This is a genomic window from Rhizobium zaerense, assembly GCF_051810725.1.
GTDB lineage: Bacteria > Pseudomonadota > Alphaproteobacteria > Rhizobiales > Rhizobiaceae > Rhizobium > Rhizobium leguminosarum_I.
In genome coordinates, this window is sequence record NZ_CM132690.1 from 2328069 (window position 1) to 2342983 (window position 14915).

The 14915-nt window shown below is 60.8% G+C and carries 14 protein-coding genes; 7 read left to right on the top strand and 7 right to left on the bottom strand.

Translation table 11 applies throughout. The features are described 5' to 3' along the window. The first annotated feature begins 142 nt into the window (after positions 1-142). Positions 143-718, top strand: coding sequence for a transglutaminase-like cysteine peptidase (locus tag ACS4RR_RS11155; RefSeq protein WP_017964962.1), 576 nt, complete (start codon positions 143-145; stop codon positions 716-718). An 89-nt stretch (positions 719-807) separates the two neighbouring features. Further along, positions 808-1206, top strand: coding sequence for an ester cyclase (locus tag ACS4RR_RS11160; protein ID WP_222291445.1), 399 nt, complete (start codon positions 808-810; stop codon positions 1204-1206). A gap of 31 nt (positions 1207-1237) precedes the next feature. On the opposite strand, the gene ACS4RR_RS11165 is transcribed toward ACS4RR_RS11160, so the two are convergent. Further along, positions 1238-1609, bottom strand: coding sequence for a hypothetical protein (locus ACS4RR_RS11165; protein ID WP_017964960.1), 372 nt, complete (start codon positions 1607-1609; stop codon positions 1238-1240). 443 nt (positions 1610-2052) lie between these two features. Between ACS4RR_RS11165 and ACS4RR_RS11170 the strand changes: the two genes are divergently transcribed. Together ACS4RR_RS11170 and ACS4RR_RS11175 are read left to right on the top strand one after the other, a co-directional pair. Further along, positions 2053-2454 carry a hypothetical protein gene (locus ACS4RR_RS11170; protein WP_032985118.1) on the top strand — a complete coding sequence of 134 codons (402 nt, stop codon included), beginning with the start codon at positions 2053-2055 and terminating at the stop codon, positions 2452-2454. A gap of 227 nt (positions 2455-2681) precedes the next feature. Beyond that, on the top strand, positions 2682-3392 hold the full coding sequence (locus ACS4RR_RS11175; protein ID WP_222291443.1) for a methyltransferase family protein: 711 nt from the start codon (positions 2682-2684) through the stop codon (positions 3390-3392). Between the two features lie 359 nt (positions 3393-3751). Here the strand turns inward: ACS4RR_RS11175 and ACS4RR_RS11180 are convergent, their stop codons facing one another. Both ACS4RR_RS11180 and ACS4RR_RS11185 read right to left on the bottom strand, forming a co-directional pair. Next, positions 3752-4282, bottom strand: a complete 531-nt coding sequence (locus tag ACS4RR_RS11180; RefSeq protein ID WP_017964956.1) for a gamma carbonic anhydrase family protein — start codon at positions 4280-4282, stop codon at positions 3752-3754. A gap of 10 nt (positions 4283-4292) precedes the next feature. Continuing rightward, the gene (locus tag ACS4RR_RS11185; RefSeq protein WP_017964955.1) at positions 4293-4988 is read right to left on the bottom strand and encodes a fumarylacetoacetate hydrolase family protein; all 696 of its coding nucleotides are present in this window, start codon (positions 4986-4988) and stop codon (positions 4293-4295) included. 290 nt (positions 4989-5278) lie between these two features. Here ACS4RR_RS11185 and ACS4RR_RS11190 point away from each other — a divergent pair, with 290 nt between their 5' ends. Further along, positions 5279-6043 (top strand): nucleotidyltransferase domain-containing protein, encoded by a 765-nt coding sequence (locus tag ACS4RR_RS11190; RefSeq protein WP_456190089.1) that lies wholly within the window; start codon positions 5279-5281, stop codon positions 6041-6043. Positions 6044-6091: 48 nt separating this feature from the next. Here ACS4RR_RS11190 and ACS4RR_RS11195 read toward each other — a convergent pair whose 3' ends face one another. Next, positions 6092-8074 carry a CHASE2 domain-containing protein gene (locus tag ACS4RR_RS11195; RefSeq protein ID WP_260296532.1) on the bottom strand — a complete coding sequence of 661 codons (1983 nt, stop codon included), beginning with the start codon at positions 8072-8074 and terminating at the stop codon, positions 6092-6094. Beyond that, the gene (locus ACS4RR_RS11200) at positions 8074-11787 is read right to left on the bottom strand and encodes a FecR domain-containing protein (RefSeq protein ID WP_456190090.1); all 3714 of its coding nucleotides are present in this window, start codon (positions 11785-11787) and stop codon (positions 8074-8076) included. Before ACS4RR_RS11200 ends, ACS4RR_RS11195 begins: the two co-directional genes overlap by 1 nt. A 123-nt stretch (positions 11788-11910) precedes the next feature. On the opposite strand from ACS4RR_RS11200, the gene ACS4RR_RS11205 reads away from it, so the two are divergent. Then, positions 11911-12450 (top strand): Pycsar system effector family protein, encoded by a 540-nt coding sequence (locus ACS4RR_RS11205; RefSeq protein ID WP_017964951.1) that lies wholly within the window; start codon positions 11911-11913, stop codon positions 12448-12450. Positions 12451-12523: 73 nt separating this feature from the next. Here the strand turns inward: ACS4RR_RS11205 and ACS4RR_RS11210 are convergent, their stop codons facing one another. Further along, complete coding sequence (locus ACS4RR_RS11210) at positions 12524-13012, bottom strand: RidA family protein (RefSeq protein ID WP_260108983.1); 489 nt, start codon at positions 13010-13012, stop codon at positions 12524-12526. Beyond that, complete coding sequence (locus ACS4RR_RS11215) at positions 13006-13731, bottom strand: SDR family NAD(P)-dependent oxidoreductase (protein WP_260108982.1); 726 nt, start codon at positions 13729-13731, stop codon at positions 13006-13008. Before ACS4RR_RS11215 ends, ACS4RR_RS11210 begins: the two co-directional genes overlap by 7 nt. Before the next feature lie 193 nt (positions 13732-13924). On the opposite strand from ACS4RR_RS11215, the gene ACS4RR_RS11220 reads away from it, so the two are divergent. Next, positions 13925-14827, top strand: a complete 903-nt coding sequence (locus tag ACS4RR_RS11220; RefSeq protein ID WP_456190091.1) for a LysR family transcriptional regulator — start codon at positions 13925-13927, stop codon at positions 14825-14827. Positions 14828-14915 lie beyond the last annotated feature (88 nt).

Here is a 14915-nt window from a genome sequence, read left to right on the forward strand (position 1 = left end):
ACTAACAATCAATTAACACGAAGAATAGATGATGGTTAATCTGTCTCAATCGTTTAATACAGTTAAATTTGCAAGTATAAAATTTTACTAAATTTTTATTCTGCCTATGTTATCGTCTCACGACAAATAAAAGGAATCGGCTATGAAGCGCCTCTTTTCGCTCGCTGGCTTTTTATTCATTCTTCTGCATTTTCAAGCTGTTGCGGGATCATCGCTTCCTGTAACGCGAAGCATCGGCGCACCCGTGGGATTCGCCGCAGCCTGCGCCAAGTACAAGTGGCTGTGCGGCAGGATGGCGACGCAACAGCTGAACGATCAGGCAGGCATGGCGCTTCTGCAAAAGGTCAATCGCGCCGTAAATGGACGTATCATTCCCGCGGAAGATCGCCCGTCTTCCCGAAATAGGGATGTCTGGTCTCTGCCGGTTGCCGGCCATGGCGATTGTGAGGACTACGCTCTCCAGAAGATGAAGGACCTGATCGAAGCTGGTTTTCCATCGAACAGGTTGGCGCTTTCCGTGGTGATTGGACCGCAGGATCAAAACCATGTCGTTCTCATTGCCCGGACGGACGGCGGCGATTATGTGCTCGACAATCTGACCGGCGCCGTGAGGCTCTGGCGCACGACAGGCTATACGTTTCTGGCCACTCAGGATTTCCAATCGCGAACGGGCTGGCGCGTGACGCTTGCTGGTCCCCGTGCAGGCGAGTTCTCTTGAACTGAAAGTCTCGAGGCGACGCGTTCGCCGCTGGCCGGCGCAGATCCCGGCGCTATCTTTGCCGGAGTAACCAAGCCAGGGACGACCGCGTGACGAAGACCGAACTCGCGGAGATATACCGCGGCTACATCGCCTGCCTGAACAGGCAGGACTGGCCCAATCTCGGGCAGTTCGTCGGCGACGATGCAGTTCATAACGGCCTGCGCCTCGGGCTGCCGGGTTACGCCGCCATGCTCGAGCGGGACTTCGATGAGATTCCCGATCTCTATTTCAAGGTGCTGATGCTCCTTTGCGATCCGCCATACATCGCCTGCCGGCTCGGCTTCGATTGCAGGCCGAAGGCAAAATTCCTCGGCCTCGATGTAAACGGCAGGCGCCTTTCCTTCACCGAAAATGTCATCTACGAATTTCGCGGCGGCAAGATCGTCGAAGTCTGGTCGGTCATCGATAAGACGGCGATCGAGTCCCAGCTTGCGAGCTCGAATTGATCGCGCGGGCGGCTTCCGGTCTGTGTTTCGATCAGATGATGGCGACGCGTTCGCCGAAGGGCGTGTCGTCGTCGAAATTGCGGGTGCCGATCCGATCGCTTTCGCCTGACAACACCGGCTGTTCCGCCTGTTCGCCGGCCTCTTCCCTTTCGTCCGATGCCGCATGCCCGTCCCGCTTTTGCGGATGCTGCTCATAATCGACGATCAGATCCGCGTGCGGGATGAGACCGCTTGCGGCTTCCTTTTCTGTGGACTTCTTCGCTGCCAGCTGATCGGCCGTGATCTGCGACTGGCGGGCAGCGACCCAGGCATTGTCGGGTTCGGAGCCGATCGAGGTGCTGGTGCCGACCTTGGTAGGTTCGGACGGGGCGGTGGCGGAGATGGGGTTGATCGCGTCGACCATGATGCTCTCCTGCTGGAACAGGATGATTTAGGCTTGCTCGGCCCAAAAATCTGAATCCTATTCTAAATTAAATAGTTAGAGGATGATGTTGTCCGAAGATGGCTTACGCTTTTCGGCATCATGCTCCATGGCGAACCGGCGAAACAGCCAGCCGTTTCCCCGAATGAAAACGGCGCAGTCTTCGGGCCTGTCAGAGAGACATATCGGGGCCGCGCCGAAAAACACAAGGGGACATCGACGTGACTGCCATTTCGGACAATGACGAAATCGGTAGCAGAGTACGAGAAATTCGACAAAGAATTGTGCGCGCAAGGGGGTGCGCGGTGCGTGGTTAATGTAAGAATCGGAAACACTTTGTGACTAAGTGTCTCCAAAAGCTGCGTTTTTTGACTTGCTGCGCGCGAAGACATGACGGATATTGTTTAAACGTTGAGGAAGCCGTCATGATTAGAATGATTGAAAACCCCGCCGAACTGGCTGGCGAAGATATCACCGGCAAATATATTCTCCGGAGGCTGAACTACCACTGGTTCGCTTACGGCAAGGCGGCTATCGTGACCGCCTGCAAGGGAACGATCCTGCAGCTCGAGCGGGAAGAGACGGTCTATTCCGAGCGTTGGGGCCGCCGCGCCTATATCGGCACCGGCAGACGTTATCCCGGCGGCATCTGTCCCATTTCTGCGGTCGCCTGCGTTTGCGATACGCCTGATGACGTCAATGCCGTCATTCAACTGGATGTCGAAGCACAGGACGAATTCTATCAACTGATCGCCAAGGCCGAAGCCAGGGTTCAGGCGCTTGCCTCTTCCTCACGAAACAGCCAGTTTCTCGAAGCTGCCGAGTAGGGCGGCTCTTTACCGAAATCCGCCTTCAACCATCATTGCGGCGACGGCAGAATTTTTCCGACATCTCGAATGCTGGATGCAAAAGCGTCGCTACGATCAAGCGCGGCTTTCGTTCGCTACGCTGCCATCGGGTGCTTTCCGTCTCCTCAATCCGGTGCGGTTGTGTTAGACTTAAGCGGCATCCGTTGGGATGCAGACAGCTCGTTCCCGGTTGAACGGAAGCGGTCATGACAGAGCAGAACACTCGGCCCAATCACGCATTTGCAGCGACGGCGCCATCGCTCGGCTCGCTCGCCATCACCATTGCCGTGATGTTTGCCGCGCTATTCTGGCCGGCCGGCACGCTCGACTGGCCGCGTGGCTGGATCTTTCTCGGTCTCTTCCTTGCACTGACATGTGTCGCGATCATCTGGATCTGGCGGACAAATCCGGAGCTGTTTGCGGCGCGCAGCCGATATCAGAAAGGCACCAAGCCCTGGGACGCGGTGGTGGCGACGCTGACAATCATTCTCTTTGTCGCCATACTTCCGGTCGGCGCGTTCGACGACGGGCGTTTCCACTGGGCGCCGCAGCCAGATTGGGTGGTCCTCATCGGCTATCTGCTGATGACAGTAGGCTATCTCGGCCTGACCTGGGCGCAATCGGTCAACCGGCATTTCGAGCCGACGGTGCGCATTCAGACCGACCGCGACCACAAGGTAATCGATACCGGACCCTATGCCGCCATCCGCCATCCCGGATACGCAACCGCTGTCGTGCTCAGCGTCGGCATCGCACTGTCGCTTGGATCGCTCTACGCGCTGATCCCCGCCGGCCTGCTCATCATTGTACTCTTCGGCCGCACGCTGGGAGAGGAGGCAGAATTGCGCAAGGGGCTCGAAGGCTATGCTGAGTACATGGAGCGTGTGCGCTGGCGGTGGATTCCGGGAATTTGGTAAGCGGCTCGCGTGTCCGGAGTACGTCCAGTTATTTGCCCTTTCGCTTGCGCTCAGTGCATTCGCGGCTTCGCCGCTCATCCCCCTCATCTGCCTGCCGGCATCTTCTCCCCGCCGGGGAGAAGCGGAATCGTGGCGGCGTCTTGCCCTTCCTGACTGCGCCGTTTGCGGAAACGAGCGAAAGCGACTTGCTCTCCCTCTTCTCCCCAGCGGGGAGAAGGTGGCCCGAAGGGTCGGATGAGGGGGATGAGCGGCAAAGCCGCGAATGCAGTGAGCGCAAGCGAGGGGCAAAATATAGGGCATACCACTCTCGTCAACCCTTGCCCGCGTCAGAGAACAAGCCACCGGTCGCGTTGCCTGGTTCACCCGATCTGCCTGAGATCCCGCGCAAACCGCTGCCAATTCGCCACGTAGTTTTCCGCCGAGCGACGGATGCTCTCGACAGCCTGCTCATCCAGCACCCGCACGACCCGGGCGGGTGCTCCGACGATCAGCGAATTGTCGGGGAATTCCTTGCCTTCGGTCACCAGCGTATTAGCGCCGACGAGGCAGTTGTTGCCGATCTTCGCACCATTCAGGATGGTTGCGCCCATGCCGATCAGCGTGTTGTTGCCGATGGTGCAGCCGTGAAGGATGGCATGGTGGCCGATGGTGCAGCCTTTGCCTGTTGTCAGCGGGAAGCCCATGTCGGTATGGGCCATCACACCTTCCTGGATGTTGGTGCCTTCGCCGACGGTGATCTTCTCGTTGTCACCGCGCAGCACGGCGCCGAACCAGATGCCGACATTCTCGCCGAGCTCGATCTGGCCGATGATATTGGCATCCGGTGCGATCCAATAGAGGCCGGCAGCGGGCAGTTTCGGCGTCGATCCGCCAAGCGCATAGACGGGCATGGCTCTCTCCTCAGATGACTTCGACCGATAGGGTGGCGACGCCGTCGATGCCGCAATTGATGCGATCGCCCCTGGCCACTGCGCCGACGCCGGCGGGCGTGCCGGTCATGATGATATCGCCAGGTGCGAGAGTGAAGAGCTTCGACAGTTCGGCGATGATCTCCGGCACCTTCCAGATCATCTGGTTGAGATCGCCGTCCTGCACGCGCTTGCCGTTCTGTTCCAGCCAGATCTTACCTTCAGCGGGGTGGCCGAGACGGCCCGCCGGAACGATCGACGAGACGGGGGCGGAATGTTCGAAGGCCTTGCCGACTTCCCAGGGACGACCGAGCTTCTTTGCCTCGCCCTGTAGATCGCGGCGGGTGAAATCGATGCCGACGGCATAGCCGTAGATGCAGTCGAGCGCGTCCGCGGCCCCGATGTTCGCGCCACCCGATTTCAGCGCCAGCACGCACTCGACCTCATAATGCACGTCTGATGACAGCGGCGGATAGGGAAAAGCCTTACCCGACGGCAGCAGGTTGTCGGCATTCTTCTGGAAGAAGAAGGGCGGCTCGCGGCTGGGATCGTGGCCCATCTCAATCGCATGGTCTGCATAGTTCCGCCCGACGCAATAGACGCGGCGCACCGGAAAACACTCGGCGCTGCCCTCGACCGGCAGCAGCACCGGTTGCGGAAGCGGGATGACGGTGACGGGATCGGACATTGGCGGGCTCTTCCTGTTTACGAGTCTTTGCGCCATCTTAGACGGAAAACATCGCGCCGGGGAAGCGTCCTTGGGGTCCGACTTCGGTGCATTGACGCTGTCACTATCCAGCGGTATCGTTACTGCCATGCACAGGACTTTTGCAGTTTCGACGACGTCTACGACCACCGCGCCGCGGTGGGAGGTAGACGCGTGAACTGAAATCTGTTCATTGCTGCTGAAACCAACCCGCCGGAAAAAACGAGCGGGTTTTTTGTTCCCGCTCGTTTCCCGTATTCGAGGACGAGATCGTGGACGATATCCAGAAACATGTTCTTGCGGAGCGGGCGCTGGCCGTCGCCCGCCACTGCATCGCCAGCCGCTATCCCAGGGCCGCATTCGCCTATGTCGCCGGCTCCATCATGCGCGGCGAAGGCACCACCTTTTCGGATATCGATCTGGTCGTCGTGTTCCCGTCGCTCGAAAGAGCCTGGCGGGAATCGTTCACTGAGGACGGCTTCCCGGTTGAGGCCTTCGTTCACGATCCGCAGACGCTGGCGCATTATCTCCATCAGGATGCAGACAGCGGTTATCCCATCATGGTCAACATGGTTGTCACGGGCAGCATACTGGGCTCGGATATCGACAACGCCCGCGTCGTGCAGGCATGGGCGGCAAGGATGCTGGCGGCGGGGCCGAAGCCTCTTGCCGGGGCAGACTACGACTTGCTGCGCTATCAGGTCACCGATCTGGCCGACGATCTGCGCGGAACGCGCCCACCCGAAGAGATCGCCGCCATCGCGGCGCTGCTCTATCAGAAGCTCGCCGACCTGATGCTTCTCGGACGTGGCGCGTGGGCTGGCCGGAGAAAGTGGGCGCCACGTCTGATCAGGGAGCTCGACGCGCAATTGGCGGCCGAATTCGACGCGGCGTTCAGTCTGGCGGCTGCGGGTGACGGCGCCCGATTCCTGGCTTTGGCCGACCGGGAGCTTGCCTTGCATGGCGGCCGCTATTTCGACGGATACAGGCAGGAGGCGCCGCTGGAAGCGCGCCGCCTGGAAACGAGCGGCTCATAAAGGAACATCCGTGCGCCATTATCAGGCGTGAGAAGACGTCGTCGCCGGTTATTCCTCGCCGGATTCGGTCAGCGCATCGCGGACGATCGCGTAGTAGGGGGTAAGCTCGGGGATATCGGCGGCCAGCCTGTCGAAGGTGGGGTCGGATGGCGCAAGTGTGCCGGCGTATTTCGCTTGCGTGAAGGCCCGATGGGCGGCAAGGGCTTCGGCGTCGGCCTTGTGCACGACGGTATAGACAGGCGAGGGCACGGTGCGGCCCTTGACGATGATGCGGTCGAGCTCGACGACGGTATAGGTGCCGGCGACAAGTCTTGCAGTCTCCTCGCCGAGCAGCAGCGCCACGCCATAATTCTTCGAGGCGCCTTCGAGGCGGGAGGCGAGATTGACGCTGTCGCCGAGGCAGGAATAGTCGAAGCGGCGGGTCGAGCCCATATTGCCGACGATGCATTCGCCGGTGTTGATGCCGACACCCATCTTCAACACGTGCGGCCTGCCGCCGCGCGCTGCCGCCTCCCGCTCCAGCTCATGGTTCAGGCTCGATATCGCCGCCTGCATGGCGAGCGAGGCTCTGACTGCATGGAGTGCATGATCGGGATCGTCGAGCGGCGCGTTCCAGAAGGCCATGATGCAGTCGCCCATATATTTGTCGATCGTGCCGCCGTGATCCATCACCACGTCGGAGAGCGGCGTCAGCAGCCGATTGATCAGGCCGGTCAGTTGCTCCGGATCATCTTTCAACGTCTCGGCGATGGTGGTGAACCCACGCACATCGGAAAACAGCACGGAGAGCGTGCGCCGCTCGCCGCCGAGCTTCAACTGCGAGGGGTCGTTCGACAGGCGCTTGACCAGATCGGGCGAGATATATTGGGCGAAGGCGCGGATGATCTGGCGCTTGTTGCGACGTTCTTCGGCATAATCGAAGGCGGCTTGGCCGAAGGCGACCGAGACATAGGCAACGACTGGCCCGAGCGGCGGGACGAAGATATGGGCAAAGCGGATGCCGGCAAAACTCGCAGCAGCGAAGGCGAATACGGCCACGACGCTGGCGACGATCGTCAGCCATCCAGTCGAACGCCAGACGGTGGCAGCGGCGAGCAGCACGGAGATCAGGATGCAGGCGGCGACCAGCGGAAGGCTGGCTTCCGCGATCGACAGGCCACGGCGGATATTGTCGTAGATCGTAGCCTGGATCTCGACGCCGGAGGTCAGCGTGCCGGTGTGGACGGTATAAGGTGTCGCGAAGGCATCGATGCCGCCCTTGTCGATGGCAGGGGCATTCTGCAGGCTGAGACCGACGAGCACGACGCGGCCCTTGAAATAATCCGGCGGCAGCAGGTTCTCAGGGTCGAGCGCCTGGTAGTAGGAGACTGTGGGATAGCTGCGGGCCGCGCCGAAGGATTGGATGAGCCGGCCAGCAGGCAAGGCTTTGGGTGCTGCTCCCGACGCCTTCATCAGCATGGCGGCAAAGCCGTCCTCATAACCTGGAATGCGCCGGAACGCACCGTCGCCGCTGAGATCGACGGAGGCGATGCCGGTCACAGCACCCGCTTCAGTCAGTTGCGGCAGCGGCGTGGCGCGGATCAGTTGCGAGGACTGGGGCGTCTCGATCAGCGTTTCGTCGCCGGCGAGCACGACATCCGGGCCGACAGCCCTAGTGATCGCGTCGTCGTTGTCGGGGTTCGAAGGTTCGGCCATGATGATATCGAGGCCGATGACACGGGCACCGGCCGTGCGTAGCTGCCTGACAAGCCGGGCATGCAGGCTGCGCGGCCAGGGCCACTGCGCATTGATATCGGCAAGCGAAGGCTCGTCGATCGCGACGATGACGGGTCCGCCGGGTGGCGGACGGGGATCGTCGACGGTCGAGAGATAGTCGAAGCTTCTCAGCTCCAGCAGCGACCAGGCGGGCAGGCGCGACAAGAGCGAGATTGCGACCAGCGTCGCAAGCGCCAGTATCAGCAGCCTGAGATGGCGGCTCTCGGCTTGCCGGCTGGCTGACCTGACCTGCCGAGGCTTGCCTCGCACCCGCATCAGAAGCGAACTTTGAGCGTGCCCCTGAAGGCGCGGCCCCAGCCGGGCACGCCGGGCGTGAGCTCGAAATCCTCGTCGAGCAGGTTATAGGCGGCCGCTTCCAGCGCGATGCGCTTGTCCAGCGGTTCCCAGATCAGGTGGGCGTCGAGGCTCCAATAGTCGTCGAGCTTGGTGCCGAGATCGTCGCCGTCGCGCTCGCCGACATAATTGGCGGCCACCGTCGCCTTGACCTTGGCCTCGCTGACCCAGGTCAGGGCGATCTGCCCGGAATTCTTCGGAATGTAGGGCAGCGAGCCGCCGTAGTTCGGCTCCAGCGGATCCTTGTTCTCCGATTCCATATAGGCATAGGTGGCGGAGAGGCCCAAACCATGGCCGAGCGCGACGTTGGCGGTCACGGCGGCGCGGTCGATGCTGCCGCGTGATAGCGGCAGGCTGTCGGCTGCCGGAAGCGAGATCAGCGGAAAGTCGATCGAGAAATCATGCAATTCCTGGTGCTGGTATTCGACCGAGGTGAAGAAACGATCGGTCCACTCGGCATCCCATTGCAGCGCGACCGTATCCGTATAGCCCTGCGGATTGGCGGAAAACTGGTTGGCCTGCAGCCCTAATATGCCGATCGGTGCAAGCGTCGGCACTCCGCTATCGAAGCTCTGACGCATGAAGGCGGCACGCAGCCAGTGGTTTTGAACCGGTGCCCAGGCGAGGCCGAAGCGCGGCTCCAGCCGGCTGATATCGATGCCGTCGCCCTCCAGGCGCGTGGCGAACAAGGCGTATTCGCCCTTGAGATCCGGCGTGATCTCATGCAGCACATCGACATAGGCCCGGCCTATATTGACGGTGTTCTCGTTGTGCTCGAGGGGCGCCGTCAAGCCCAGAAGTGTCGTATCGACGGTGCTGCTGACGTCCATCCAGCCGCCTTCGATACCGTAGCGCAATGTCAAAGGTCCGGCACCTATGGAATGGCTCAAGGCACCGATATAGGTTTTTGATTCCGCCTCCTGCGTGACGTTGGTAAAGGGAATGATAAAGGGAACCCCTGCGCCGATAAACAGCGGGTCCACATCAACATCAAGGACGTTGCTCGTCTTCGACTTGCTGCCTGAATAAAGCAGCGCTCCATTCAACACGTTTTCATAGGCAAACGTGTGGCTCCAGCCAATGCCGGCACTCGTGCTTTGGCTGTCAGTGTCTTGCGCTGTATAAAGAGGCAACGGGAGAGGAACGCGGAAGAGGAGTTCCATGAACCCGGTGTTTGATGACAGCGCGTTCAGCGTCCCATCGTTCTTGGCATGGTTGACATAGGCCACTACGCGATCGTCCGGCGTCACTGTTGCCGTCAGGTAGCCATTGCCGCCGACGAGCTTGTTATCGGTCGAGAAGCCACCGAAGTCGCGATAGTCCCCGTCGAGCGCCAGTTCTTCCCATGTCAGGTTGCCGTAGAAGCTGAGAGGGATCGTCTCGTTGGAGAAGCCCTGGATCTCAGCCTCGCCGATGCCTCTGGTATGGCCGTCGACGCTGTTGATGCCGCCGCCGAGCGAGCCTTCTATGAAGGGTGTGCGCAGCAGCGTTGCCGAGCGCGAGCGACCGGAGAGCATGTGCGGATCAAGCAGCAAGCCCTGGATAAAGGATGAATAGCTCGATGCATTGTTGCGATACTGGATGACATTGTCGTCGCTGAAGCTCGTCGCGTTGACGAAGGGGAAGATGCTGCCCTTGATCGACTGATCGATATAGCCGCTGCCTTCGAAGGGACTGAAGACGGCATCGCCATAATAGCGGCCCCAGGCATCCAGGCCCTGTAGGCGGAAGGCATTGTTCAGCGTCGAGCCGGCATCCTGGTTGGCGCCGAGCGCGCTGTAGTCGCCGCCGCGCGCCCTGGAGCGGCGGAGAAACTCCTGGGCGTTGCGGATCGCGCCGTCGGCGTCGTAGTCATCGATGTCGACAGCGGTTCGGAAGGAGGAGATGACGGGATCGTTCTTGTCGAGCCTGTCGGCATTGTCGACCGCCTGCGCGGAGGGGATGCGGTCACCCTTTTCGTAATGGGCGGCGGCGAGCATCAGTTGTGACTGCGAATGCGCCGGATTAGCGGTGCTGGCCGCCAGCAGATCCGCCAGCGCCTTGTCGCGTTCGCCAGTCTGCAGATAGTAGCGGCCGCGGGCGAGAAGCGCGATGTCGAAGGACGGATCGACGGCAAGCGCCGTATCGATTTCGCGCTTGGCTTCCTTCATGCGCGATTGATCGAGATAGAGGATGGCGAGATTGGCGTGCGGCACGGGATCCTGCGGATCGAGCGCGATTGCCTTCAGGAAGGCGGCCTCGGCCTCGCCATTGGCGTCGCGGGCGCTCTGCAGCAGGCCCATCGAGTTCAACGATCCCGACGCCCCCGGCGCAAGCTCGATGGCGCGGTTCAGATCGGCTAAAGCGCCGTCGATGTCGCTTTCGTAGCTCGCTTTGTAGGAGGCGCGCGCGGCAAGGGCGATCGGATGGTTGGGATCAAGCGAGAGGGCGCGGTTCACCGCCTCCTGCATCTGGGCGCGGTCGTCGATCAGCTGCGCCAGCTGGGCGCGGATCGCGGGCAGGGTGGGATCGTTCGGAAAGCGCTTTTCGGCTTGGCTGATCACATCGAGGGCAGTGCGCGGGTTTTGCAAAAAGCCGGCGGTATAGGCCTGCATGATCGCGCCATAGGGGCCGACAGCAGCCGAAGGCGGCTTTTCGACATGGGCGGGATCAGCAAGCGAACGGGCGAAATAGCCGCCATATTGGGCCATGTTCCGGCGGCTGGCGTCGAGATGCGGCAGTGCTGCCGCAAACAATCTTGCCGCTTCGTCGTAGCGTTTTTCGGAGCCGGCGATCGTGGCATCGATCAGGTCGAGGCGGGCCTTCTGGGTGGTCGTCAGCTTGCGGCGGCGAATCTCGTGAAGCGTGGCGGCCGTAACCTGCCGGCCATCGAAGGCGCTCTGCACTTCGGCAAGCTCCAGCCAGTCCTCAGTGGTGCGCCGTTCCGGCGGCAAAGCCAGCAGCCGGCGGCGCTCGTCGGCCATGCGGCCTGCCGGCAGCGGCGAGGTCGGCATCAGCCCGAAGCCGTCGCGCAGGTTCAGGTAGAACAGCATCTGCTCGCGATCGTCGGGTGTGACGATGACGAGCTTGCGCGGCGCCTGGCCGATCGTGGCGACCGCTCCCTCGCCCTCATTTACCTCGACGCTGCCCTGCGGGTTGGTGAGCGCGACGCGGCCTTCGAGCACGATCATCGAGGTCTTGGCGCCCTCGACCGTCATGGTCCAGTCGGTGCCGCGGATGGCGGCTGCGGCCGCCGGCGTTTCCACAGTCAGGCCCTGGCCACCGCGCTCGGCGCGCGCCCAGATCGTTCCCGATTGCAGCTCCAGCGTCGTGTCGCCGCTCGCGGCCATCTTCTTGACCTGCAGCGAGGAATTGCGGCCAAGGCGAACCTGCGTGTGATCGGAAAAGACAATGGCGAGCTGGCCGTTGGCGTTGGTGCGCAGCACGTCGCCGGTCAGTAGGTCTTGATTGATGTCGACGACGCGCCAGTTCGACACGTCGATGAAGCGGACCTCCTCGCCGGTCTTGCGGGCGATGACGGAACCGGCGACCGGTGTTGCACGCTGCACGGGGTCAGCCGCCGCCGGCGAAAAGCCCGGCACGACAAGCGCAAGCGCCACCCCGGCGCGACAGATGTTTTTCCAGCGACCCAGCATGACCCCAACCCCCGCTTCCCCTTTGTCCAAGTAGAAAAGAAAAGTCAAGCATATTGCACACGTGTTCTTGAATTCCGTGTGAAGTGTAATATCAGGGAAACACTTATGGGATGGAGTATTCGGGTGAGCGAATTCGAGAGTGCAACTGAACTTATGCCAAGCGAACCATCGACGGGTGACATCGGCGCCGGGTATTTCGATCATATCAAGAAAATCAATGACATATTTTATGATCAGATCAAGATCTCTGACCAGAAAGCCGCTTATATTTTCACTTTCATGCTGGCATTCCTGGTGAGTTCCAGCGATGTCAGGGCCGTCTTCAGCCTGGCGCGCTACGTGAGCGGCACGCCCGGCAGTATGCTGTTCTCCGGCCTGCTTGCCGCAGCTTCGGTCTTTTCGATGCTGTCGGCGATCCTCGTCGTACTGCCGCGCCATTTGAACAACTCGACGTCATTGTTCTGGGGCGCCTGGCACGGTCATCGCGACCGGTTCTTCGATGCGGCGCTGCGGCGCGACGAGCGCTACCTTTTCGAACAGTACCTCGAAAACGCCGACATCCTCTCCACCATCGCCCGCAACAAATACCGCTGCGTCACTTTTGCGTTCCGCGGGCTGATGGTGAGTGTGATCGCCTATGTGCTGCTGTTGGTGGCGGTGTGAGCGTAGCGCGCCCCAGCGGCGTCGAAGAGCGAGATTCGCTCCACCGGGCGCGCCGAAACGCGCCCGGCCGTTTTCATCCCTCGACCTCAAGAACAAGTTCGAGTTCGATCGGCACGCCTAAAGGCAGGCTGGCGACGCCGAGCACGACGCGGCCTGAGAGCTTTTCCTCGCCGAAGACCGAAAGCAGCATTTCGGATGCTCCGTCCGCAACCTTCGGATGGTCGCGGAAATCGCCTTCGGTCGCGATATAAACGCCAAGCTTGACGATCCTGACGGCCCTGTCCAGCGAGCCGAGATAGTCCTTGGCGGCTGCGAGCGCGTTCAGCGTTGCGGTTTCGGCCGCCTTCCTGCCGTCCTCGGCCGTCAGTGCACCGCCGACGCGGCCGATATAGCGCGGCTCATGGCCGACGACCGGCAGCATCCCGCTGAAGAAGACCAGGTTGCCGGTCCTTATCGCTTCGACATAGGCCCCGAAGGGTGTCGGCGGCGGGGGAAGCGTGATGCCGAGTTCCTGCAGCCGTCGTTCCGCGCCGGCTGCCTTAGCTTTCGCATGGTCTACCATCTGCCCAGATGTGCGCCGCCGTCGACGTGCAGCACCTCCCCGGTTACGCGCGGCGCTTCGGTGAGGAAGATGACGGCGTCAACGATCTCCTCGACGTTCGATATGCCTGCCATCGGCGACAGCGTCTTCAGGAAATCCTTCGGATTGTCCTTGTGCAGGGGCGTGTCCACCACACCGGGAGCGACGATATTGAAGCGAATGGCCTCGTTCGCATATTCCATCGCCAGGTTCTTGGAGATGGCGTTGATGCCGCCCTTTGTCATCATCGAGACTGAGGCGGAGAAGCCGGCGATCGGATGATCGGTCAACGGCGTGGTGATGCTGACGACGCTACCGCCGGTTTTCTGCGCGAGCATCTGTCGGACGACCAGCTGGGTCAGATGGATGAAGCCCTCGAGATTGGTCGAGGACATTTTCTGGAAGTCGGCCATCGTGAACTCGACGAACGGCTTGGCCAAGAAAATGCCAGCATTGTTCACGAGCGCGTCGATCGAGCCGAAGCGATCGATTGCGGTCCTTGCCACCCGCGCGGCGGTTTCGGCATTGCCGATGTCACCGTCGACGAGCACCAGCCTGTCGGAGGCTTGGAAAGCGTTCGAAGTGCTGACCTGGCGCGAGGTGGCGACGACATTATAGCCGCGCTGGATGAAGGCGTTGACGAGGCCGGCTCCGATACCCTGGGAGGCGCCGGTGACGATGACTGTTTTTCTCGTAGTCATGCTGATTTCCATAATCTGGTTCGGGCAACGCGGACCTTGCGGTTGCAAAGGCGGGGTCGCTCGAGATGGGGCTGCTGCGAATGCGCCTCCATCCGGTTGTCTTGTTTTCGCAAGGTGAATATGGCGAAAACTCCATTACGCGATTAGATGGAAATATCTGGATTCTCTTTTGCATCCATGCAAAAATCAGAACATGGCTGATCTGAACGATATCGCCGTTTTCGTGAAGGTGGCGCAGTACGGCAGCTTCAGCCGCGCTGCCCATTCCCTCGGCATGCCTGTATCGACCGTCAGCCGGAAGGTCACATCGCTGGAAGAGCAGCTCGGTGTGATGCTGCTGCAGCGGACGACCCGCAAACTGAGCCTGACCGTGCAGGGCCAGGCCTATTACAACAGGTGCAGCGAACCGCTCGCCCATCTGCTTGATGCCGAGCAGGCGCTTACCGAGACACAGAGAAAGCCGGAAGGTCTGCTGAAAATCTCCGTGCCAGTCATCTTCGGACAGGAAGTCTTCCACGAATTCGTCTCGGCTTTCCTGAAAACCTATCCAAAGATCCAGGTCGATCTCTTCGTCACCAACCTGTTCCTCGATCTGATCGCGGAGAACATCGATCTCGGCATCCGTTTCGGCGGACTTAAGGATTCCTCCATCGTGGCGCAGCGGCTCGGCAAGAGCGTGCGCTATCTGGTCGCCGCACCGGACTATCTGAAGGGGAGGGTGCTTCCCTTGAAGCCCGAAGATCTGAAGGACCATCAATGCGTGCTCTTGAACGGCCGCAACGGCGAGGCGGAATGGTATCTGGTGAGCGGTCGCAAATCGGTTCGCCTGCATGTGTCGGGGCCGGTATCGAGCCGGGATTTCGATGCGGTAAGCGCCTTCACCTATCGCGGACACGGTATCGGCTTGCTGCCTTCGACCTATTGCGACGAACAGATCAGAAAAGGTGAACTCGTCCGCCTGCTGCCGGGCTGGTCGTCCGAGGAAATTTTCGTGCACGCCGTCTATCCCACGCGCCGCTTTCTGCCTTCCCGATTGCAGGTCTTTCTCGAGGCGCTGAAAGCATGGAAGACCCCCTTGTGGCTTCCCTTGCATTGAAGGCCTTCCGATCCATCACCGAAAATTGAAGCCGTACGCGGGGCCGAGCGATCTGCGTCGGCCAAGCTGTGTTAGAGTTCGCTGGCTT

Excerpts from the sequence above, each read along its gene's own strand:
- ACS4RR_RS11155 (WP_017964962.1), top strand. The coding sequence starts at position 143 with ATGAAGCGCCTCTTTTCGCTCGCTGGCTTTTTATTCATTCTTCTGCAT.
- ACS4RR_RS11165 (WP_017964960.1), bottom strand. The coding sequence starts at position 1,609 with ATGGTCGACGCGATCAACCCCATCTCCGCCACCGCCCCGTCCGAACCT.
- ACS4RR_RS11170 (WP_032985118.1), top strand. The coding sequence starts at position 2,053 with ATGATTAGAATGATTGAAAACCCCGCCGAACTGGCTGGCGAAGATATC.
- ACS4RR_RS11175 (WP_222291443.1), top strand. The coding sequence starts at position 2,682 with ATGACAGAGCAGAACACTCGGCCCAATCACGCATTTGCAGCGACGGCG.
- ACS4RR_RS11180 (WP_017964956.1), bottom strand. The coding sequence starts at position 4,282 with ATGCCCGTCTATGCGCTTGGCGGATCGACGCCGAAACTGCCCGCTGCC.
- ACS4RR_RS11185 (WP_017964955.1), bottom strand. The coding sequence starts at position 4,988 with ATGTCCGATCCCGTCACCGTCATCCCGCTTCCGCAACCGGTGCTGCTG.
- ACS4RR_RS11195 (WP_260296532.1), bottom strand. The coding sequence starts at position 8,074 with ATGCGGGTGCGAGGCAAGCCTCGGCAGGTCAGGTCAGCCAGCCGGCAA.
- ACS4RR_RS11200 (WP_456190090.1), bottom strand. The coding sequence starts at position 11,787 with ATGCTGGGTCGCTGGAAAAACATCTGTCGCGCCGGGGTGGCGCTTGCG.
- ACS4RR_RS11210 (WP_260108983.1), bottom strand. The coding sequence starts at position 13,012 with ATGGTAGACCATGCGAAAGCTAAGGCAGCCGGCGCGGAACGACGGCTG.
- ACS4RR_RS11215 (WP_260108982.1), bottom strand. The coding sequence starts at position 13,731 with ATGACTACGAGAAAAACAGTCATCGTCACCGGCGCCTCCCAGGGTATC.
- ACS4RR_RS11220 (WP_456190091.1), top strand. The coding sequence starts at position 13,925 with ATGGCTGATCTGAACGATATCGCCGTTTTCGTGAAGGTGGCGCAGTAC.